This is a genomic window from Pedobacter terrestris, assembly GCF_052343045.1.
Lineage (GTDB): Bacteria > Bacteroidota > Bacteroidia > Sphingobacteriales > Sphingobacteriaceae > Pedobacter.
Genome location: NZ_CP180264.1, coordinates 229,933 through 251,317, shown reverse-complemented (window position 1 = coordinate 251,317; position 21,385 = coordinate 229,933). Strand labels below are relative to the sequence as shown.

At 36.4% G+C, this 21,385-nt stretch carries 22 protein-coding genes and 5 tRNA genes; 20 read left to right on the top strand and 7 right to left on the bottom strand.

Annotated elements, in window-relative coordinates; all coding sequences use genetic code 11:
* Nucleotides 1-105 precede the first annotated feature (105 nt).
* Nucleotides 106-612 carry a TlpA family protein disulfide reductase gene (locus ACJVDH_RS01260; protein WP_443945770.1) on the bottom strand — a complete coding sequence of 169 codons (507 nt, stop codon included), beginning with the start codon at nucleotides 610-612 and terminating at the stop codon, nucleotides 106-108.
* Between the two features lie 18 nt (nucleotides 613-630).
* Nucleotides 631-1,533: a GTPase Era gene (era, locus tag ACJVDH_RS01255; protein ID WP_443945769.1), complete on the bottom strand. Its 903-nt coding sequence runs from the start codon at nucleotides 1,531-1,533 to the stop codon at nucleotides 631-633.
* A gap of 112 nt (nucleotides 1,534-1,645) precedes the next feature.
* Between era and ACJVDH_RS01250 the strand changes: the two genes are divergently transcribed.
* The 3 genes from ACJVDH_RS01250 to ACJVDH_RS01240 all read left to right on the top strand — a co-directional run bounded on the left by ACJVDH_RS01250 (nucleotide 1,646) and on the right by ACJVDH_RS01240 (nucleotide 1,977).
* Nucleotides 1,646-1,721, top strand: a tRNA-Met gene (locus tag ACJVDH_RS01250).
* Nucleotides 1,722-1,749: 28 nt separating this feature from the next.
* A tRNA-Glu gene (locus ACJVDH_RS01245) sits at nucleotides 1,750-1,821 on the top strand.
* An 84-nt stretch (nucleotides 1,822-1,905) separates the two neighbouring features.
* A tRNA-Glu gene (locus ACJVDH_RS01240) sits at nucleotides 1,906-1,977 on the top strand.
* Between the two features lie 91 nt (nucleotides 1,978-2,068).
* Here ACJVDH_RS01240 and ACJVDH_RS01235 read toward each other — a convergent pair.
* Nucleotides 2,069-2,704, bottom strand: coding sequence for a DUF6266 family protein (locus tag ACJVDH_RS01235; protein WP_443945768.1), 636 nt, complete (start codon nucleotides 2,702-2,704; stop codon nucleotides 2,069-2,071).
* A gap of 365 nt (nucleotides 2,705-3,069) precedes the next feature.
* Here ACJVDH_RS01235 and ACJVDH_RS01230 point away from each other — a divergent pair, with 365 nt between their 5' ends.
* From ACJVDH_RS01230 to ACJVDH_RS01210, 5 genes are all read left to right on the top strand, one after another.
* Entirely contained in the window at nucleotides 3,070-3,420 is a 351-nt protein-coding gene (locus tag ACJVDH_RS01230; RefSeq protein ID WP_443945767.1) for a DUF2200 domain-containing protein, read from the top strand.
* A 59-nt stretch (nucleotides 3,421-3,479) separates the two neighbouring features.
* Nucleotides 3,480-3,956, top strand: coding sequence for a hypothetical protein (locus ACJVDH_RS01225; RefSeq protein ID WP_443945766.1), 477 nt, complete (start codon nucleotides 3,480-3,482; stop codon nucleotides 3,954-3,956).
* Nucleotides 3,946-4,440 (top strand): hypothetical protein, encoded by a 495-nt coding sequence (locus ACJVDH_RS01220; RefSeq protein ID WP_443945765.1) that lies wholly within the window; start codon nucleotides 3,946-3,948, stop codon nucleotides 4,438-4,440. Before ACJVDH_RS01225 ends, ACJVDH_RS01220 begins: the two co-directional genes overlap by 11 nt.
* A 124-nt stretch (nucleotides 4,441-4,564) precedes the next feature.
* Nucleotides 4,565-4,640, top strand: a tRNA-Met gene (locus ACJVDH_RS01215).
* A gap of 30 nt (nucleotides 4,641-4,670) precedes the next feature.
* A tRNA-Glu gene (locus tag ACJVDH_RS01210) sits at nucleotides 4,671-4,742 on the top strand.
* Between the two features lie 398 nt (nucleotides 4,743-5,140).
* Here the strand turns inward: ACJVDH_RS01210 and ACJVDH_RS01205 are convergent.
* Nucleotides 5,141-6,595, bottom strand: coding sequence for a recombinase family protein (locus tag ACJVDH_RS01205; protein WP_443945764.1), 1,455 nt, complete (start codon nucleotides 6,593-6,595; stop codon nucleotides 5,141-5,143).
* Between the two features lie 518 nt (nucleotides 6,596-7,113).
* On the opposite strand from ACJVDH_RS01205, the gene ACJVDH_RS01200 reads away from it, so the two are divergent.
* The 10 genes from ACJVDH_RS01200 (at nucleotide 7,114) to ACJVDH_RS01155 (ending at nucleotide 17,949) form a co-directional block, all read left to right on the top strand.
* Nucleotides 7,114-8,106, top strand: a complete 993-nt coding sequence (locus ACJVDH_RS01200) for a DNA-methyltransferase (protein WP_443945763.1) — start codon at nucleotides 7,114-7,116, stop codon at nucleotides 8,104-8,106.
* 4 nt (nucleotides 8,107-8,110) lie between these two features.
* Nucleotides 8,111-10,117 (top strand): ATP-binding protein, encoded by a 2,007-nt coding sequence (locus ACJVDH_RS01195; RefSeq protein WP_443945762.1) that lies wholly within the window; start codon nucleotides 8,111-8,113, stop codon nucleotides 10,115-10,117.
* 6 nt (nucleotides 10,118-10,123) lie between these two features.
* On the top strand, nucleotides 10,124-10,615 hold the full coding sequence (locus ACJVDH_RS01190) for a hypothetical protein (RefSeq protein ID WP_443945761.1): 492 nt from the start codon (nucleotides 10,124-10,126) through the stop codon (nucleotides 10,613-10,615).
* Between the two features lie 184 nt (nucleotides 10,616-10,799).
* Nucleotides 10,800-11,477 carry a hypothetical protein gene (locus ACJVDH_RS01185; RefSeq protein WP_443945760.1) on the top strand — a complete coding sequence of 226 codons (678 nt, stop codon included), beginning with the start codon at nucleotides 10,800-10,802 and terminating at the stop codon, nucleotides 11,475-11,477.
* A complete protein-coding gene (locus ACJVDH_RS01180; protein WP_443945759.1) occupies nucleotides 11,474-13,594 on the top strand; it encodes an AAA family ATPase in 2,121 nt (706 codons plus the stop codon). The genes ACJVDH_RS01185 and ACJVDH_RS01180 overlap by 4 nt, the downstream gene beginning before the upstream one ends.
* A complete protein-coding gene (locus tag ACJVDH_RS01175; RefSeq protein WP_443945758.1) occupies nucleotides 13,587-14,546 on the top strand; it encodes a hypothetical protein in 960 nt (319 codons plus the stop codon). The genes ACJVDH_RS01180 and ACJVDH_RS01175 overlap by 8 nt, the downstream gene beginning before the upstream one ends.
* A complete protein-coding gene (locus tag ACJVDH_RS01170; RefSeq protein WP_443945757.1) occupies nucleotides 14,543-15,190 on the top strand; it encodes an HNH endonuclease in 648 nt (215 codons plus the stop codon). Before ACJVDH_RS01175 ends, ACJVDH_RS01170 begins: the two co-directional genes overlap by 4 nt.
* Nucleotides 15,191-15,194: 4 nt before the next feature.
* Nucleotides 15,195-16,928: a hypothetical protein gene (locus tag ACJVDH_RS01165; protein WP_443945756.1), complete on the top strand. Its 1,734-nt coding sequence runs from the start codon at nucleotides 15,195-15,197 to the stop codon at nucleotides 16,926-16,928.
* Between the two features lie 5 nt (nucleotides 16,929-16,933).
* On the top strand, nucleotides 16,934-17,404 hold the full coding sequence (locus tag ACJVDH_RS01160; protein ID WP_443945755.1) for a hypothetical protein: 471 nt from the start codon (nucleotides 16,934-16,936) through the stop codon (nucleotides 17,402-17,404).
* A gap of 35 nt (nucleotides 17,405-17,439) precedes the next feature.
* Nucleotides 17,440-17,949, top strand: coding sequence for a hypothetical protein (locus tag ACJVDH_RS01155; protein WP_443945754.1), 510 nt, complete (start codon nucleotides 17,440-17,442; stop codon nucleotides 17,947-17,949).
* A gap of 575 nt (nucleotides 17,950-18,524) precedes the next feature.
* Here the strand turns inward: ACJVDH_RS01155 and ACJVDH_RS01150 are convergent.
* Nucleotides 18,525-18,902, bottom strand: coding sequence for a winged helix-turn-helix transcriptional regulator (locus tag ACJVDH_RS01150; RefSeq protein WP_443945753.1), 378 nt, complete (start codon nucleotides 18,900-18,902; stop codon nucleotides 18,525-18,527).
* 191 nt (nucleotides 18,903-19,093) lie between these two features.
* Here ACJVDH_RS01150 and ACJVDH_RS01145 point away from each other — a divergent pair, with 191 nt between their 5' ends.
* Entirely contained in the window at nucleotides 19,094-19,696 is a 603-nt protein-coding gene (locus ACJVDH_RS01145; RefSeq protein ID WP_443945752.1) for an FMN-dependent NADH-azoreductase, read from the top strand.
* Nucleotides 19,697-19,765: 69 nt separating this feature from the next.
* Here ACJVDH_RS01145 and queD read toward each other — a convergent pair whose 3' ends face one another.
* Both queD and ACJVDH_RS01135 read right to left on the bottom strand, forming a co-directional pair.
* Nucleotides 19,766-20,137 (bottom strand): 6-carboxytetrahydropterin synthase QueD, encoded by a 372-nt coding sequence (gene queD / locus ACJVDH_RS01140; protein WP_443945751.1) that lies wholly within the window; start codon nucleotides 20,135-20,137, stop codon nucleotides 19,766-19,768.
* A gap of 12 nt (nucleotides 20,138-20,149) precedes the next feature.
* Entirely contained in the window at nucleotides 20,150-20,305 is a 156-nt protein-coding gene (locus ACJVDH_RS01135; RefSeq protein WP_443945750.1) for a hypothetical protein, read from the bottom strand.
* 80 nt (nucleotides 20,306-20,385) lie between these two features.
* Between ACJVDH_RS01135 and ACJVDH_RS01130 the strand changes: the two genes are divergently transcribed.
* Entirely contained in the window at nucleotides 20,386-21,357 is a 972-nt protein-coding gene (locus tag ACJVDH_RS01130; RefSeq protein WP_443945749.1) for an aldo/keto reductase, read from the top strand.
* Nucleotides 21,358-21,385 lie beyond the last annotated feature (28 nt).

The following is a 21,385-nucleotide window of genomic DNA, read 5'->3' as shown; positions in this document are numbered from 1 at the left end:
ATGCTCAAAACTGAATCTGCCTAAACTTTAATCCTGACTATCAGTCATTAACCTTTTTTATAAAGGCCTGCAAAGGTAAGGTTATTTTTCGTAACCTCTAAACATTTAATTTTTATACTTTTTTAATAAACCTGCAATGACTTCTTCGGTTAATTCATGCTGTGTGAGCAATGGAAAACCTTCCCAACGTACAATTCCATTTGGATCAATCAATATTGCGTGAGGAATTCCTTTTACTTCCAGTTGATCCTTTACCGTCCCCTGCTGATCTATAGCTTCGAAATAACTGATTTTTGGATTGTCAAATGCTTTTACCTTTTCTGCATTTTCATCAGATAAACCGATTACAACCAGTTGATCTCCATATTTTTTCTGAAGTTCGTTTAGTGTTGGAATATACTTTCTGCAAGGGCCGCACCAGGTTGCCCAGAAATCAATGAGTACAAATTTGCCTTTTGTGTCAGGTTTTTCAGAAATCCATTGTTCAACAACCAAATCGGGTGCTTTTTCATTTAATATGGATTTGGCCCACAACTTTTTATTGTTGTTGGATTCTTGTGCAAAAGCCACCGTTGCACAGCAAAGAAGGATTAAAGTGAGTATTTTTTTCATACTTAAAGTTCGGAAAAATTAATTGTCGTAGCCAAAGCTTTTCAAATAATTCTTCTTACTTCTCCAGTCGGGAATCACCTTTACAAAAAGCTCCAGAAATACTTTATTGTCCAGAAACTTTTCAATCTGCAAGCGTGCTTCTGTTCCAACTTTTTTAAGCATAGTTCCATTTTTGCCGATTAAAATATTTTTTTGGGAGTCTCGCTCTACTACAATTTCTGCAGAAATGCGAATCATTAAACCGCCAGCTTTACCGCTACGCAATTCCTCTTCTTTAAAACTTTTAACGATGACTTCTGTACTATATGGAATTTCTTTTTGATAATTCAGGAAGATTTTCTCCCGGATAATTTCAGAAACAAAGAAACGTTCTGTACGATCTGTAAGATCTTCTTTATCGTAATACGCCGGATGTTCTGGCATCATACCCAGAATCTGATCCATTAATCCGGACAAATTATGATTATGTAATGCAGAAATGGCATAAATGGAAACTGGTTTTAAGCGTTCTTGCCAATACGCAATTTTTTCTTCCACCTTATCCTGATCTGCAGTGTCTATTTTATTAATAAGTACAATAGTTGGGATATTGTTGTTCAGCAATTTCTCCAAAACATCTTCCTCGTCATGCGTTTCATTTACATCAGTAACGAACAAAAGCACATCTGCATCGGTCAAAGATCCGTTTACAAAGCTCATCATACTTTCTTGCAAGCTGTATTTTGGTTTGATAATTCCGGGTGTATCAGAAAAAACGATCTGGTAATCTTCCTCATTTACGATACCGAGAATCCGGTGCCTGGTGGTTTGCGCCTTAGGCGTTATGATGCTAAGTCGTTCGCCCACAAGGGCATTCATCAATGTTGATTTACCTACATTGGGTTTACCAATAATACTTACAAAACCTGCTTTATGAGCCATCTAAATATTTTTTTAAAAAAATTTGCACTACAAAGAAACGAATTATATCTTTGCATTCCAATTCGGAAACGCTGTTAAGGATTTAACGAAGACAAAAACGGATTGTATAGAGTGCGGGGTGGAGCAGTTGGTAGCTCGTCGGGCTCATAACCCGAAGGTCGCACGTTCGAGTCGTGTCCCCGCTACCAAAAAGTTGAAAGACACTTTTAATTTAATGGCCCGTTCGTCTAGGGGTGAGGACGCCAGATTTTCATTCTGGAAACAGGGGTTCGATTCCCCTACGGGCTACAAATCCCGCTTTACTACTGTAGAGCGGGATTCTTAATTTAATGCCGTTCTTAAACTTGCCGTTAACAAGGCAATCCAAAAAACGGCCCGTTCGTCTAGGGGTTAGGACGTCAGATTTTCATTCTGGAAACAGGGGTTCGATTCCCCTACGGGCTACAAACACATTTTTCTTTTCAGAGCATCATTCCAAATGGTGAAATCTCAGCTCAATTGAAGAATGTTAAGGCATTACAGATGCTGTTGAACCTCAAAACCTAACTTCCCCCAGATACACACTATTTGCAGCTTTTTTCCTATCGTTGGCAATAAATGTGACATAAACATGCCCAACTTTCCCCTTCCCTACGCCACTAAGAATAAAATCAAAAGCACCGGCTATGCGTTCCGCACCATTTGTAACGCTATCGATTACCTGAACATCATTTTCATAACAAATGAGCAAAGCGAGTAAATCCGTAGCCTTCGCTTTATCCAACAGATTTGGCAACCAGGTAAAACGCAATCGATCTGCCTCTGACTGCTCCATTTTGAGTTCCAAAACGGGTGGCAGATCACCCTGGCTGATCACGATTTTTTGAAAATCTAACTTAAAATCGGGATAATCTCCCGTTACAGCACCTTTATTAAAAAAGTGCGCTGCATTCTGTGCAGAAAAAGTTTCTGTTTGATTCTGGAAAGTAATGGCAAAAAACGGACTTAAGGGATTGCGCCAGGCATTAAAAAATTTAAACCGCGCCCGGCTTGCCAGCTGTTTTACTGTTGGCTCTGTTTTGGTCGTTGCGGGCAGGCTACGTAAATAATTCCCATTCCTGTAACTCACACCAACAACTGAACCTACTTTACCAGAGAAAGCACCCATAATTCCATTTTTAATCCTTGCCATAACCTTAACATTTAAAAACTGAATTAAGTTATACATTATCAACCAATTAAAGTAAGTCCATTCGCTTTTCACCCGTACTTTTACCTGATTTCATACTGATTATCCCGATAGAGCTCCGATTAAGCTCCGGTGAAATGCCGGTTAAATTCAGTTTAAACTCTAACCGTCTTTACAAGTTGTTGCTAAATTATATATGTATTTAAATTTTCTTATTCCTGATGAGCGAGTCCACAAATAAACCGAAGACACAATTATCCAGCATGACGCGCGCTTAGGTATCAAGCACGGCAAAACCATTCGAAATATTTATCGACGGTTGCGACCCGGACTAAAAAAAATTAACTTTGGTTAGCAATCTCAATTTTATGGACCATTCCAGAGTGTACAAAATGTCTTTTGCCGGAGTTTATCCGCATTACATCAATAAAGCCGAAAAAAAAGGGCGCACCAAAGCTGAGGTAGACGAAATTATATTTTGGCTAACCGGCTACGATGAAATAAGCCTGAAGAAACTGATTGAGAATAAAACGGATTTTGAACACTTTTTCAGCGAGGCGCCGCTTCTCAACCCGAATGTTTCTAAAATCACCGGTGTCATTTGCGGCTATCGGGTAGAAGAAATTGAAGATAAGCTGATGCAAAAAGTTCGCTATTTAGACAAGCTCATTGACGAACTGGCTAAAGGCAAAACGATGGAAAAGATTTTGAGGAAGTAATAGAATCTTTCCAAAATCGAGGTATATTTGCACTGATTTATAGAGGTTCATCCCGATTTATGCTCAAAACCGAAAAACAAAATCTACTCGGCATTCAGAATTACGTACGCCATTTAAGTCAAAAATATTCGCCCAGTTTATTGGGCTATATTTATTCCGTTACGGGAGATAGGGAAAAGTCTGAAGAATATCTTGTGATGATATTGAGCCAGTTTGTGGTCGATTTTAATACCGATGTATTGAACAAAAACGTAACTTGGCTAAAATTAAGACAATACGCATGTAATTTTTTGTCGATGTCTGCGTTTGTTAGCCATACGCGTATTGAAGATAAAAACAAACAGTTAGAAACTGGCTTTCCAGAGAATGTTTACCTGAGTTTGCTGGATCAAAAACAAAAAGAGATTTTTTGTGCCATTTATTATCATGGAAAATCGATCAATGACCTTGCAACTGCGTTGCAAGAAAACGAGACTTTTATACGCAACCAATTCAAACTTTCATTAGATAAAATTAGGAACGCCCGTGGAAATTAGAGAAATCATAGAAAGTGGTCTTTTAGAAACCTATGTAATGGGTGTCGCGACTGATGAAGAGGCCGAACAGGTTTTATCTTACCAAAAGAAGTATGCAGAAGTCCGCACGGCTTTGTATCAGATTGAGCTGGATATGGAAAACTTTGCCCAGCTAAATGCCATTGAACCGCCCGCCGGTATGCTTGAAAAAATTGAAGATCATATTCACGAGATTCAACTGCGCGAAAACCGTACTCTGCGAAAACCAATATCTATAGATACTCCGGATGATGAGCGCAGAGAAAAGTCTAATCCATATATCGAAGTAGAATCTCAAAACAGCCACATGCGTATTCATAAGGCATGGCGTTGGGTATTTGCTGCTGTATTTGTTCTGGGAAAAATATTTTTGGGTTTTGCCATTTATTACTATCTGGAAAACAGACAAGCGAAGGAACAGATCCAGGAATTGAAAATGGAGATTAAACAGAACCAGATTCGATAATTGAAAAAATAAATCGACTGATTTATAGACACTTCAACAAATACTCCATACAGGCATTTGCAAAATAAATAAATAATAGTACCTTTGCACTCCTTCAGCAACACAAAATAACTGAAGTATAGAGTGCGGGGTGGAGCAGTTGGTAGCTCGTCGGGCTCATAACCCGAAGGTCGCACGTTCGAGTCGTGTCCCCGCTACCAAAAGAGTTGAAAGACACTCTGATTAAAAATGGCCCGTTCGTCTAGGGGTTAGGACGCCAGATTTTCATTCTGGAAACAGGGGTTCGATTCCCCTACGGGCTACTTAAGGAAACAACATAACACAGTTGTTTCCTTTTTTTATGCCCATAAATATCTACGGCACAAACAGTTAAACACAGCTTTGTTTTAGTTCGATTTTCTCCAATAAAAAACTATTGTAATTCTGTTCGTTTGATTAAAAGCATGCTCTAAATAACTTTAGGAGCCGTTTTTACTCAGTTCGATTTCCTCTTAACGATTACCCCGTTTCTGACTTTCCTCATTCCTATTGTAGGTTTTGGCAATTACATACAGAAAGTCCAGTATTACAGCAGCTTCCTCCTCACTAACCTGTATATCATTTTGGTCCAAAATTTCCACAGCCTTTTTAGGCGATATTCTTTTATCTATGAAATTCGGTGTTCTATAAATAGTATCTTCCATCTCAAACGGATATAGGGTTACTTCTTAAACAATAATATCTTCGATAGGGCTTCACCGAGCCCCAGGGAAACCCTGCCAGCATGGATATCGATTCCAACAGGGGGCATAAGGCTCACCAACTGCTTTTTGTCGGAAGCCTCCATATCAAGATAGCCTCGAAAAACATCAAGTGAGGACCTGTCCCAAAGTACAGACTGTCGATCCATGAACCTCAATTTCGCATTGAGGCTACCCAATTCTTTTTTTACCCCATCTGTCAGGGCCAAACATTCTTTCTTTATCTCCTTAAAATCATCAAACTTGAGCCTGTCAGCAACAAATAGTTTTCTTGCCTTTGAAAGCATCGCGTCCTGTTCATCGATTTGCTTGAGCAGTATCCTCCTACCCCTTAGACAGTCTACTCTCTGGGTCCCCACATTTATATCCTCCAGGACAAGGCTGAATAGTCCCAAGGCTTTTTTGGAAAGCACTAGTCCCTGCAGCCCGCTGTCGTAACTGTTATTGAGCAGTTCTGCATTGGCCCTTACCTTGCAGCTGCCCGAACAGTGGTAATAGGGATATCTCCTTGAAGAGCCCCGTGAAAAACTTCCGCGAAGCTTCCTGTTGCAGACTGGACAGAAAAGGTATCCCTTCAAAAAGAAGGTAGTCTTAAGCTCTTCTGTTTTACTGCTGGGTTTCCTATTCGTATTGATGATATTCTGTACCTCGAAAAAAAGGCTTTCGGAAATCAGGGGAACATGAAGCCCCTTGATCATTTGTATTTCCCCTGAACTCGTCTGTATTTTTACCAGGCCACAATAAACGGGGTTGCGTATCAGCTTTGCAAAGTATGAGCGTGAACAGTCCAATCCTCTGGCCTGGACCATCTTCCGAACCTCCTCGATCTTAAAAGAATTTTTGGCAAGCTGCTGGAAAACCCACCTTATGGCAGCAGCTTCTGGCTGTTTCTGGGCGATATATTTTTTACCATCCAACGCTGCCAGGTTGATATATCCTAACGGGGCCTTGTTTGGATACCTGCCGAGCAACTTTGCTCTTCGTATTCCATTTGCCGTATTCAATGCCCTCCTGGTATTCTCCGCTTCTGGGACGGACAGGTATACGGCGAGCATTACTGAGCTCTCAGGGATGGAGAAATCAATTGGCTGGTCGATCGCCATTGGCACAGTTTTGAATTTCCGTAGTAAGCCAATCATTTCATAGGCATATTCTATGTTACGGCTGAACCGGTCCCATTTAATAAAGAGTATATTTTTTTCAGTAGATTGATCACTCCTTATGGTGGCAACCATTTTTTTCCATTCCGGCCTATTGAAGTTCTTTGCGGAAAAATCTTCTCGATAGATTCCCTTTACCGCAATACCGTAATGATCACAGTGTCTTAATAGCTGATCCTCCTGCTCCGGAAGGGAATAGCCTTTTCTTTTTTGTTCATCCGTACTGACGCGAACATATAGATAAGCTGTTTTCATAGCATACTTTACTTGTCCATCTGATTCTCTAACGAAAAAAGATCTAGAAGTGTACAATTTGGATAAGGCAGCCAGTCAAATACATTCCTAAAAGAAGATTAGTAAGTAAAATTTATCAACATTATTTAATTCAGGCTGGCTTAAATTCTTTGCCGAATAGTTCTCATCACATCTGCCTTAATTTCAATAATATCACACTCAAAATATTTTATAGCTGACCCGCTTTTAAGGTAAGGAATAGCATCTTTTTGATCGTATGTGCTCAAACTGGCGTATAAAAGCTATCTCTTTACTCTAAAATACATAGAACTTATTTCAAGTCCATTTCTTTTTGAAAGAAAATAATTACATTGTTAAAGACTTACTTATGTCTTCTAAGAAAGTCTCTAACTAGGAAATAATTTATAAATTCATCCAGATAATTTAACACGAATACATTTGCCTAATTTACATGAATAACAAATAAAAATATGATAACATTTAGCTCATTTATTTATAAATCGAACAAGCACTAGTTAATGTCCCAAAAGAATAAAAGTAACATCTACAAATCAAAGCTAGGAATGCTTGTTCAAGGAAATTCCATTGAATTACTTGAGAACGACAAAGAAATTTCTGCATTAAAAGGTAAAGTAAATCTTATAGTAACCTCTCCTCCATTTCCTTTGAATAATAAAAAGCAATATGGGAATGAAAAAGGAGAAGAATATAAGGATTGGTTTTTAAAATTAGCTCCAATATTTTCTGATCTTTTGGCCGATGATGGTTCATTAGTTATAGAAATTGGTAATGCGTGGGAACCAGAAAGGCCTGTTCAATCCCTATTGCATTTAGAATGCCTTTTAGGAATGGTAAAACATCCTGAGGCTAACTTAAGATTAATCCAGGAATTTATCTGCTACAATCCTTCAAAGCTGCCTTCACCAGCTCAATGGGTAACCGTAAATAGATTCCGAACTGTAGATAGCTATACACACGTTTGGTGGATAGCTAAAAATGATTTTCCTAAAGCAGATAATAGCAAAGTATTACGTCCTTACAGTAAGAGTATGGAGCAGCTGCTTAAACGACAATCGTATAATTCAGGTAAACGACCATCAGAACATCAAATCAGCGAAGCAGGATTCTTAAAAGATAATGGCGGTAGTATTTCCCATAACTTTTTTGAAATGGAGGCTCTAGATGAAAAACGCGAAGTAAGATTACCGCATAGTGTATTGAGTTTTTCAAACACTAATTCTAATGATTATTTTCTTAAAACTTGCAGAGAGAAAGGAATTACACCGCATCCTGCAAGGATGTCTGGTGGATTGGTAAACTTCTTTATACAATTTCTGACAGATGAGGGCGACCTGATCTTGGATCCATTCTCGGGAAGTAATACTACTGGATATTGTGCTGAAAAATTAAACCGCAAATGGATATCATTTGAAGTTAAAGAGGATTATATAAAGCAAGCTGTTATCAGGTTTAGCGAACCCGATTTAAAATCTCAATTAAAAGCGTTGTAAAATTATGGAAAGCCTAAGAGACGAATTTGAAAAAATTGCCAAGACAGACATTTTTGAAGTTGCCAAAGATGCTAAGAATTTTGTAGGAAATCCCTTTAAAATAGACTATGACAAAACAAGTTTATTGACATGTGATGATTGGAAATATAAGGTTGGAGGCATTGCCCAGGGCTGTTTTCTTTTAGCATTTTATGAAAACGATTTTGGAGAAGAGATTGTAAATGAAGCATTACTATTAAGGGCATTGAGACCTACTGCTATTCCAAGCGATAATGGCGTGATCAGTTCGAGAATAGAATATTTTAAAGAAGAACTTAAAACAGCTGGGAAGAACAGGCAAATTGATCAATTCACCCGATTTGAATTTAGTTGCTCTGGTATGGAATGTTCTATACTTGGTACATTTTATAAAACATCGGGCGGAAAAGTGGAATTTGGCGCAGATCTGGAAAACTTTTATTCTCCGCACTTATACAAAGTGTACAAACCTTCGGGTAAATATCTTCAATATATTGTAAACCTACGGGATGATGATGGCCCATTAAAGCCCGATTCCAATTTTCAGATAGGAGAAGTCCGTTACAGTTCAAGCCGGAAAAATCATTCTGAAAATACGGGTACTGATGAAAAGGTTTACATGCATACTAAAGATATACTTGGGAAGAGAACAGCTTTGTTTGGCATGACCAGGACCGGTAAATCAAATACGGTTAAAAAGCTTATTGACGCTACTGTTAGCTTATCGTCTAAATCTAAAATGGATATTAAGACAGCAAATGAAAATTTGATAGAAAAGGCGAAACCTTTTACGACAAGCGAGATTCCAAAATATTCTGTCGGGCAAATAATATTTGATATTAATGGCGAGTATGCGAATAAAAATTTACAGGACGGGACCGCTATTTTCGAAAAATACTCTAGTAATACAAAACGCTATAGCATTCAAGATAAACAGGAAGACGGATTTGAAATAATGAAAGTAAACTTCTTTAGTGATGTACAAACAGGATTTGAATATATTCTTCAATTTTTATCTGAAGATAATAGTGATTATTTGACAGGGTTTAAAGTAATTGATTTTGCAAGACCGGAAGAAAATGATTTTAATGGCTGGAATAAATTCAATAAACACAAGTCAATATATTTCTGCTGCTTAGAGAAGGCAGGTTTTGACCTTCCGAAAGGTTTGACTGTAAAAATCAAATCAAATGCTGAAATCGATGCACTCATAAAGGAGAATGACGACAAATTTGACACATCTAAAGATTTTACGATTAGCGAAGCGTATTATTTTTGGGAAATAGTTTGGAAAAATAAAGATCATGAGTGTTTTGCTAAATTAAAAAAAGCTAATAAAGGAAAAGATTGGCTGACCGAAGAAATTCGTTCTTTGCTTGTAATGCTTTTTCAGAAGAAAGAAACTGGACAACAAGTAAGTGGATACCAAAAACTAAAAGTTGCGGCTAAATTACATACTAGCAAAACTAACTCCTCCTTTCAAATAGATATAGTAAATTCTTTGAGAAATGGAAAGATTGTGATTGTAGATTTATCCCAAGGGAACCCACAAGTACAAAGAATTTTTTCCGAAAAGATATGTCAGAGCATTTTTAGTAGCTCAATGAACAATTTCATAGACGCTCACCCCAACAATTTCATACAATTCTATTTTGAAGAAGCCCATAATCTCTTTCCTAAAAAGGACGACAAAGATCTGAGCCAGATCTACAATAGGATCGCTAAAGAAGGGGCCAAACTTAATTTAGGAATGGTGTACGCGACGCAGGAGGTAAGCTCGATCAGTTCAAACATTCTTAAAAATACACAAAACTGGTTCATAGCCCACTTAAACAATGAGGATGAAGTGAAAGAGCTACGTAAATTCTACGACTTCAGCGATTTTGCAGATGCTTTGATTAAGTTTAGTGCAAAGAATGATAAAGGATTTGTCCGGATGAAAACCTATTCCAATCCTTTTGTTGTTCCTGTACAAATAGGCCTTTTTAAATAACGGATTATGTCAAATGATCATGCAAATAGCAGTTTTGAACGGGGTAGCCTGATAGCTCATAGTTATATTATTAACGATGAAGAAGTAAAGCAATACCTGAACAGTTGCGAGATTCCTGTTGAGGCAGAAGACGTACATCTGAATGAAAGCCTTCAACATGATATTGTATATCCGGAAAAAAATACAATTGAATTTATTGTTGCTGTTGATGGAGAAAGTACAACCATCCCGGTAAAAAAGAGCTTTCCTTCTTCATTAATCACTTTCTTTCAATTTGGTTCTCTTCTTATAAAAGGCTCTGATCTGGATGAGATGGAAAAGAAGCCGTTTGTGTCTCCTTCTGATATCAATAAACTGAAGAAAATAGAACGTGAAAAGTTTGTGCTCCCCACAAAAAATGTTGCATTAAAAAAGGGGATTGATTTCAGAACCACAGTTAGAGAAGCTATTCACGAATTTTTCAAAAAAAAAACATTCAGGAACTACATCTATTCTTGAAACTTTATACTGGTTCCTATTTGAAAAATATAACCCTTCTTCAACAAAAAGTGATTATAAGCTTTCCCAGTGCCCCCATTGCGGAACAAATCATATTGTTTTAAATAAAGACAAAATAGACTTAAAAAATTATTCCTGGAATTGTACACATGATAAATGTGGTAAGGAAATACTAATTACTGATGTGTTCCGGCTGTTTGAGAAAGTTGATGACAATACAGGAGCGACTGGCATTATCACTTACCTGGAAAGCGTTACAGAAAGTTTTCTAACACTTCATTCGATTAAAAGATTATTGGAAATTGAAGATGGATTGGTAGATCGCTTTTTATTTGTAAAAGATGGACCTTTAAGTTTTGGCGGAGAAACTGCTAATATGCATAAACCCATGCAGGCATTGCTGACTCATCTTAATAAGACCAATAAGATCAACCTGGTTGGAGTTGAAACTTCCGGTGCTTTTGTAGATCATGCCAGGCAGATCAAAGACAAACTAAATCCTGGCCAGGTTTTTTTACTAAACAACGAGCATATCTACACTTATATACAAGTGGGCGACCACAAACAACAGCAGTATGGAAGTACATCATATTACAGTGGGAAATTTATTTATAAATCATTTGATGGAAGAGTGTATGTTTTAACATTACCTGTTGAGAACCACAACACATATTACAACCAGCCGGAATTAACTGATCTGAAAAATATCCAGGAAATACTCATGAATATTGATAAACTAAGATGTGATATATACGAAAATGCATTAATTCCTGTTGCTGTTGCCAATAAACTTATTTCATTAACGAATTATCCAAGTTCTAACATACTGGAGAAATTTGCTAAAAGATCTATAGGAAGATGATTAAGATAGAGAAACAAAAAGCCCCCGACTATCTAAGTTCTTCAATGATTAACCTGGCTGTTGAGAAGCTGGAAGAGTTCTTCGCATCTAAAAACAGAAGCCAAAAACGATATGACTGGCCTTTTAACAGAGAAATAGATAAGGAGCTTAAGAAATATCTGCATGAAGCATTCCATGGAAAATGTGGCTATTGTGAAACGAAAATTGAATATCCCGATCTTGGAGCGGTTGACAGGTACAGGCCCAATAATGGAGTAAGAGATCAAAATGAATATCACCAGGATTTATATTGGTGGCTAACATTTGAGTGGGACAACCTGGTTTATTCCTGTAAAGAATGTAACCAGTTTAAGGGAAATTATTTTCCAATAAAAGGAAGACGTGCATTGAATGAAAATGATGATTATGAAAGTGAACATCGAATGCTTTTGAACCCATACTTGGATGAACCTGAGAATCATTTAACATATGAATATACTGAGCATGGTCGTATTGATGCCTTAACAGAAGAAGGTAATCAAACAATTGAATTATTGCGCTTAAACAGAACTGACCTGATAGAAGGAAGGCAAAGAGCAAGAAGGGACCTATTAGATGAGGTAGAGTCTTTGATCAATGGAAGTCAGGTAAAAAATGAAACACTTAAAAGGCATCTTGCTAATATATATGAGCTGGAAGATCCTGGGATAGAATTTTTATCCTATAAAAAATGGGTGTTGCTTAATGAATTAGAGACGACACCTTTTTTAGGACAGATCTTGAATCTCGAAGATTACCAGCATGACGAGGACTGGATTGAAAAGATTGCAATTCCGGCAAAAGAAATGTTTTCAAAAAAAGATGTGCTGGTTAGCGATTATTTTCCAATTGAATACATTCACATCAAAAACTTTAAATCCATCGCTGATCTGAGAATTGATTTTAAAGAAGATGAATTAAATAAAAAATCATGGTTGTTCTTGCTTGGGGAAAATGGGGTTGGGAAAAGCTCAATTCTTCAGGCAATTGCAGTAGGGCTAAAGTTGGATAGAAAACTTATTAATGAAGATGCAATTCGTTCTCTTATTAAGAAACGAAAACAAACCTCTGAAATTCTAATCAAAGAAAGGAATAGTGATAATATTATCCATACTAAACTAGTCCGTAAGACTGGTACGGTAGAGCAATCAGGTAATTTTAATTCCTACTTAATTGGTTATGGTTCATTAAGGCTTTCTGTTGATGAGATTGAAAGTAGCTCTCCAAAAGACACCTCAAAAATGAGCTATCAAAATTTATTCAAGCCTACCAATGCTTTAAATGATGTAACCAAATGGTTGAGGTCAATACATAAAAACGATATTGATTTCTTTAATCGCATAGCTTTTTCTATTAAACAATTATTACCACACGATAAACCCGATACTGATCTTTCCATAAAGAATGGCGAAATAGTGCTAGGTGATTCTGAAACTTTATTTGCTGAATTAAGTGATGGTTATAAAAGTACTATTACTTTAGCTATTGATATCATGATGAAACTCTCTGATGCACAATCAGACATGGATAAAATGTCTGGAATTGTGTTAATTGATGAGTTGGGCAACCAGTTACACCCAAGGTGGCAAATGAGGATCGTAAAGCAATTGCGGAAGGTATTTCCTAATATTAACTTTATTATTTCTACTCACCATCCCCTCTGTTTAAGAGGTGCGGAAAGAGAAGAAATTTTACTGCTCAGGAATTTAGATAATGAGGTTGTTACCAATACTGAATTACCTGATCCTGCTTCTTTAAGGGTAGATCAAATCCTAGCTTCGGAGTTCTTTGGCTTAAGCAGCCTTGTTGACCCTGAGATAGAAGCCAGGTTTAACCGCTATTATGAACTGCTGGCTAAAAACGATAAAGCAACACAAGGTGAAAAGGCAGAAATTGATCAGTTGAAAGATTTTCTCAGGAATAAGAAACAGTTAGGAGTCTCCTTAAGGGAGGAGTTAATGTACACAGTAATAGATAAATTACTGGCTGAAAAAGTGGTTTTTAATAAACAATCTTTCGACCGTAACAGCCTAAAGGAAGAGGCTGTGCAAAGAGTAAAAGAAGTTTGGAAAAATCTAAATCTTGAGGCCGATGATTAACGTTAAAAGATCAGATTGCCCAGATATTCTTAAAATTGGCATAACTCCTGAAAGCGATGGCGAATGGGAAACTAAAGACGCCATTATTTATTTTCAGGATGTTGCCAATCACCCGGAGAAATATAAAAGAACAGGAAAAAGAGGAAAAAAAAGAGTTGAGCAGGGATATACCATATACTCTGATAAAAGTGTTAGAAAGCTACTTATAAAAATGTTTCATGGAAAGTGTTCCTACTGTGAAAGCAAGATCACAGCAATTTATAATGGTGATATAGAACATTTCAGGCCGAAAGGAGAAATTAAAGATGTTAATCCCTCCAAGCCTGGGTACTTTTGGCTAGCTTCAGAATGGGAAAATTTATTATTTGCCTGTCCATTCTGTAATCAAACGAATACACATGAGTTCAAAAATGGAAATAATATTGAAGAAGCAGTTTTTGGGAAACTGGATCAGTTTCCTTTAAATACAGAAACGCATCGTTTAAAATATACGCACGGTCTAATTTATTTTACAGATAGTGCAAGTTATAACCAAGCTTTTGAGCGTGAAGAATCCGAGAGGTTATTATTGAATCCTTGCAAGGATGATCATATTGAAAGATACTTCAAGTTTGATGATAATGGTGCCATTATTTCGAATGACGGGTTAACTGTTCTTGAAGAAAAAAAAGCCCGAACCTCAATCCTCACCTACGCGCTACACAGGTTACCACTAACATTAGCCCGGGAAGAAAAGATCTTACAAATAAAAGCTCAGATCCGCAGAGTGGAAATTGCCGTAAAAAACTATAATGACCATCTAGCTACAACTGACGAAAAAAGGATATGGTTTGAAGGGATTATGAGAGAAGAAATGAAAATACTGAGAAAATTTAAAGATGCTGATCAAGAATATTCAGGGCTAGCGAGATATATCATTGAAAAGTATTTTGATGAGGCAAATTTAATATGAAAGGAAGTTATCTGAATAAAATATTGTCTATAAATGCAAAACACGCCTTGTATAGAGAGGATGGAAAATGGTATCATAATCTCACCAAATTTCCGGGGGTATTATTTGATAAGAATGGCTATATAATATTTAATAATGAAGAGAGTTATATTAATAATCCTAAATTACAAGTAAAAAAAGATTTACATATAACGGATGGGATAGAAAGTCTTGCTAATTATGTGAAGTTTTCAAAAAGAGAAAGGGAATTAATCAACATTATTGACTTTGTAGCTGAGGATAATGAAGAGCATACAATTCGTGTTATAAGAGAAATTGAAATCATTCTTCGCAAAAGGAACTTAGTTGAGAAAATAAAAAAGCTCTACAATAGTACCTGTCAATTATGTGATACCCAAGTTGTAATTGGGGACAAAAAATATTACTCTGAAATTCATCACATTATTCCATTAGGGAAACCTCACAATGGAATTGATGCTCTAGAAAACATGGTATGTGTCTGCCCAAATTGTCACATAGAGTTAGACTTTAAAGCTATTCCATTAAATGAAAATATGTTCAAAGTAATTCGTCATACAATTTCTTCAAAAAGTATAAAATATCATAACTCGCTTTATAAGATAAAAAAGGATTCCAGTAAATAATACTATGAAAACAGATGAAATTATATCAAAACTAATAGGCAATCTGTTGGACATTCAAACAGGTGGAGAACATATTACCGTTGCTGAACTAAAAACAATTGATAAGCACGGATTGAACGAAACCATTGATATCAATACGGCTTTAGTTTCGCCAAGTCTAATTAGTAAAATAAAATCATCACATGTTAACCCTTATGTAAATCTGTCAGGAGCATACTATAGAGAAGATTATGAATATAAACCTTTATTCGCATTATACCTTTCAAAATCTTCAGGATTAAGTAAAGCAGAACCTTTGGTTGTTTCTTGGTGCTCTGGAAATCACACCACCTTCATGGTTGATCAGGGGTTTCTAAGTGCCTTTAAATTATCACCACGTTTATTGGACAGTGAAATTTTATGGGATGACTTGAAAGAACCAGAATACGATGTAGTAAAAGTCAAACCTCTTTCTGAATATGATTTCCCAACACATTCCGAAGCTTATGTAAAAGTCAATAAGGATTATTTGGAAACTTACTTAGCTTTCAGAAAGAAAGTTGCGGTACAGGTATTTACTATAAAAAGAGATATCGTAATAGACGAAGAAATCTCCACACTGCTTAAAAATAAAAAATACTTTATAGAAGAATTTAAGCAGTTCGAAATAAGGCTTACCAGATTTGACCACAAAGAGGATATAGCTCGCTTAGAAATAAATGGCTTCAAGGTTTTACTAGAAAATAGTGAGAATAATCAGGAAGAAGAAACAGTTATAGGGCATTATTGGAAAGGAATTGATGGGTTGGTAACAGAGTGGCGAGCAAGATACGAAATACCGTTTGAGTATGTATATGTTTCGGATAAAGTATTGGCAGTATATGAAGCAGACGAAGATTATGAAGTTCATCCTTTATCAGGGAGTGTCAACTATAGGAATCAATGGTCAGTAACACATTGTGATCGTGTTGGAAAAAATGCTATTAAAATTGAAATCAAAAAACTATACGAGGGTAATAGATATACGATAATTGACTATTGGAATAAATTTTCTATTCATCCATCCGAAATTATTGAAGGAGAGAATATTGCTGAAAAAGCAGAACGTCTAACTAGAAAGTTTTTTCTGTTCGGACGAATATTTACAGGTTTATTTAACCACTTATTCGAACTTAATTATTCGGCAAAAGACTTAATTGGTTTAGATGAAGAATATATTGAATATACAGGATGGTCAGAATTCCCCGAATTCAATGCTATTGCTCAACACGTAGATTTAAAATCTTTTTCCAAGGAGCAATTCATATCCCGATGTAAAAAGCTATATATTTTGTTAGGAGAAAATTTGAAAGAAAAACCTCTACGTAGAATAGTAGATATGTTGGGTTTCCCAGTTTCAGAAACTGAAAAATTAAGAAGTATAAAATTACTTGAATTGATTATAGCATATCTGAAAATGACAGACGAAAGTGGCTTACATCCTTTAGATAATAAAGAAACCATCGTAGAGAGAGTTTTAGAAATTAAAAAATTTAACGTATTAGTAGAGTTATCATCTGTGAATAGCATCAGACAGTTAGATGCTCATAAAACTAATGATTCAAAAACAAGACTTCATAAAGCGTTAGCGGATTTGGGAATACAGCCTAATGCCATTTCGAATAATTATGCGGACGCTATTTGGCAAGTTTACGACTGTGTTGATGAGATGTTTGTGGATTTGAATATGTTTCTTTCAAGTGCTTATAACTTAAAATAATTATCATGAAAAAGGTAGATATGATTCCTAATTATTACGCTTATACTTTAAAGACCAATGGAAGAGATCTATCCGAAGAACAAAGAATTCACTTTTTTAATTGCATCAATAAGATTTATCGCAATAATGATAAGTTTATATATCGTGGTGATAAAAAAGAAAAGCTATACCCAATTTATGGATTAGACAAAGAAAGTTCTGACGAACGATTTCGAGATACGTTATTCATTTTAGGAGCAAAAGCTAATATGTTTCTTACAAGACTGCCGGGTATGAACGAAATAAATATTGATGATGCAAACAGTAGTGTATTTAATATCATTTTCAAAATGATATCAAATTTGCTAAATAGAGAATTCCCTTTTGGATTAACTAGAAAATTTGTTGGTGAATTTAAAAAGAGAGAATCAGGAGTTATTGATTTTTTTGTAATCAATACAATGAAGATCAGTTTATTGATATTATATCCAATCTAACTACAAAACAGCAGATTATTGTACGGGATTATTATTTGGGTTTATTACATCATGTCAGTAAAAGTGAATATTATGCTTCTTCTTTTTTACTAAGTACAAGCATTGATTTTTCGCAAGCTTCTAAATTTGCATCAAGTAAAGAGGAAAAAGATAGTGAAAACCCTTTGATTATTTTTGGATGGGTGCCTTACAAATACGAAGGAGTATTAAGTGTTCCCGATTCCAGAATTCTAAGGAGGGATATTAATATGGAAGCTACTGATTTACCTATTTATGAAAAGAGTTTTTTCCCCTATCAAAAGGAAGTTACTTTAAAAGGAGGTTTATTACCACATTATCTTCTGGGTTATTTGCACAATAAAAGAAGTGAGAAAATATTTGAAATTAATCCAGCCTTATTCGATGTAAGTGATACGTGGAATGGCATAGAATTACCCGTTGATCAAAGCACATTTCATCAACGCATGCAAAATACTTTGTTTGGCCGGTACTTTACTCTTGAAAATGAAAGTAATCATTTTGGACAGATGAGAAAGCATTATTGACATTAGATTGATTTTCTTAAACTAAATGGTCGTCAACCTCTTATTTAGGTAACCACCTGCATAAGCTAAAGTGAAAATAAAAATTATAATTTTGTCGGTTACAAAAGTGGACGAAAATTTTATTCCCATTCAGTAAATCAGGTATAAATAAATAGTATTAAGAATTAAATCTTAGACCTCTAAAGCCTAAATCCCTTTGATTTATTCTTTGTCCTCAATGCAATATTCATTTTTGGTTCTAGCTCCCGTCGTATATTTTTGAGCAATGGATCCTGATTTAGGGATGCCAATCTCACTAAATCATCAAAAATTTGGTTCGACTTTAGTACTGTTCGGGCTACAAACCTGCTAAATAAATTTAGCAGGTTTTTTTTTGCGATTTTGTTTTAAAATCAATCCTTGCTCAAATGGGAAAATCAGTTTTTTACATACTTGACTATTCTGCACCCATCATTTTAAATCCAGGAGAATTTAATCATAAATATCCGATATATCAATGCAGACGTTTTACGGGAACATTTCAACAACGGTATAAAACTCAGATATTACCCTGATAACTATTTTCAGCAGAATCCTTACTTCACCGTCCGCATGCTTTGCTTAATTTTTTCACGGTGCTGCTCGCCCCAATTGCTCAGTTCATTGAGCACGCTTTTCAATGTCAGGCTGTAATCTGTCGCTTCATATAATATGGTAACCGGCGTTGTGGGATAAACATTGCGTTTAATAAAATCATTCAGTTCCAGATCTTTTAATTCATTGGCCAATACCTTGGGTGAAATGCCTTTTAACTCTTGCTGAATTTCATTAAAACGTTTAGACGAATGCATCAGGCTCAAAATTAAAGGTAGCTTCCATTTTCCATTTAACACGTACAAAGCATCCATAACATTCGCAAGTGAACTGTTGCATTCTTCTCTGCTGATCATGTTGGCCATCAAGGGATTTGTCATGCCCAAAGATACATACTTTCCTAAACGTAAGCGCTTTCCTTTAGGTAAGTACTATCCTTTTAATAGCTTAAGCAAGTACTTTTGTCCAAAGAATTTGTCTGCAAAACAGCGAAAAAATCGGTGACTGGAGATCGGAAATCATAAACCTGACCAAGTGCAGCAAATCCATTTAAAATGTAATTCAATTTATTATGAAACGTATACTTCATTTAATCTCTACCATTCAAGGCGCGCAATCTTATAGCCTGAAATTAGGAAATGCCATTGTCGAAAAAATTGTTGCACAGTATCCCGGCAGTACTGTTGTTGAGGTCGATCTGAATACTTTAGATCTACCCCATTTGAATCCGAAAATCCTTCAATCTATGTTTACGCCGGCGGATCAGCTTACTGATGAAACACGGGCTTCGCTAGCGTATTCAAATTTTGCTGTTCAGCAACTGCTGGATACCGACATCCTGGTCATTGGTGCGCCGCTATACAACTTAACGATTCCCAGCACCTTAAAATCATGGGCAGATCACGTCACGCGGGCGGGCATTACATTTGGCTATTCTGAAAAAGGACCTGTTGGAAAAGTTTTAGGGAAGAAAGTTTATGTAGCAATGTCTTCTGGTGGCATCTATTCTGAAGGTCCTACGAAAGAAAACGATTTTGTAGCACCATTTCTAAGAGCATTTTTAGGTTTATTGGGGATGACAGATGTTTCTGTTTTCCGTGCGGAAGGCGTAAAAGTACCTGGATTTATGGAAAATGCCTTACAAAAAGGAATCGACAGCATTTATATCGATTGATGATCAATCGCAGCAATCACTAACAATCAGAGCAAACGTTTTAAAACGTTTGCTCTTTAAGATAGGTGCTCAACTCCCATAAATTGCGCCCGAGCTATCTGTCTCTTTTAATTCAACCCGATCCAACTCTGGGATCAGCGGTTTAATTTTGTTCCATAACCACAACACCAGCATTTCTGCTGTTGGGTTTTCCAAACCTTCCACATTGTTTAAAAGCTGGTGATCAAGTTTATTCAGTATTGGATGAAGAATTGATTTCAAATCGCCGTAATCCATCACCCAACCTTCGGGCATTTTTAAATGACCTTTAAGGTAAATCCCCACATGATACGTATGTCCGTGCAGCTGTTTGCATCTATGCCCTTCTGGCACATTAGGCAAAAAATGTGCTGCATCAAAAGCAAATGTTTTATAAATGGTAACCATTAGAATTTTTCTCAAATATTGTCATTTCTAATTGGCCTGAATATGCATTTCATCAGCTTCAAAAATGATTGCGCTCAAATACGACTCTGCCTCCCAATACCGAACAAAAACTGCTTTATCCAGTTCTACAATAAATGGGATATTTCTTTTGTTACGACTTGACCTGAAATTAATTTGAGCCATACAAACAAGTAATATGAGCCGTAAACGAAACCAGAAAAATAACATTTTAAGCAATTTTGTACCCATAAAATAAGATCATTATGGAATCAATTAATAAAATATCATTAGGAAAAAACGGCCCGTTAGTATCTAAATTGGGTTTAGGCTGCATGCGTATGTCGCCGGTTTGGGGTAGCAAAGCTCAGGATGAAACAGAAAGCATTGCAACCATTCAGGAAGCCTTGGATAGGGGAATAAATTTCTTAAACACTGGCGATTTTTACGGAAGCGGCCACAATGAATTGCTCGTTGGAAAAGCTATAAAAGGCCGCAGAGATGACGCGTTCATCAGCGTGAAATTCGGTGCAATATTTTACGGAAGTGAATGGTTGGGGTTAGACCTCCGCCCTATTGCAATTAAAAATTTCATCAATTATTCACTGGTGCGTTTAGGAATAGACACAATAGATTTATATCAGCCTTGCAGAATGGACAACAGTGTACCTATTGAAGACATTATTGGTACCGTTGCAGATTTGATTAAAGAAGGAAAAGTACGCCATCTTGGTGTTTCTGAAATTACGGCCGATCAGCTCAAAAAAGCAAATGAAATTTATCCAGTTACGGCTTTAGAAATTGGTTATTCTTTAGCCGACAGACAGATTGAGCACGATTTGCTTCCTACGGCAAAAGCATTGGGCATTGGTGTTGTGGCGTTCGCGAATACGGCAGAAGGTTTATTAACCGGAAACATGACTGCTCCGTTAGCAGCAGACGATCACCTGAATCATTTTTCTCGTTTTCAGGGCGATAACCTGATACACAATTTACAAAAAGTAGACGTGCTGAAGCAACTGGCAAATGATAAAGGTTGTACACCAACACAAATAGCTATTGCATGGGTAAACGCGCAGGGCGAACACATTATGCCTTTGGTAAGTATGAGTCGCCGCTCCAGATTGCCAGAAAACCTGCAAGCCATGCACATCACCTTTAGTCCGGAAGAGTTGCAATTGCTAAACAGTACTTTTGCCGAAGGCGAAATATTGGGCGGTACATATCTTCAGCGTTAAGGCAGAATAGATTAAGCCTTTTGGTATC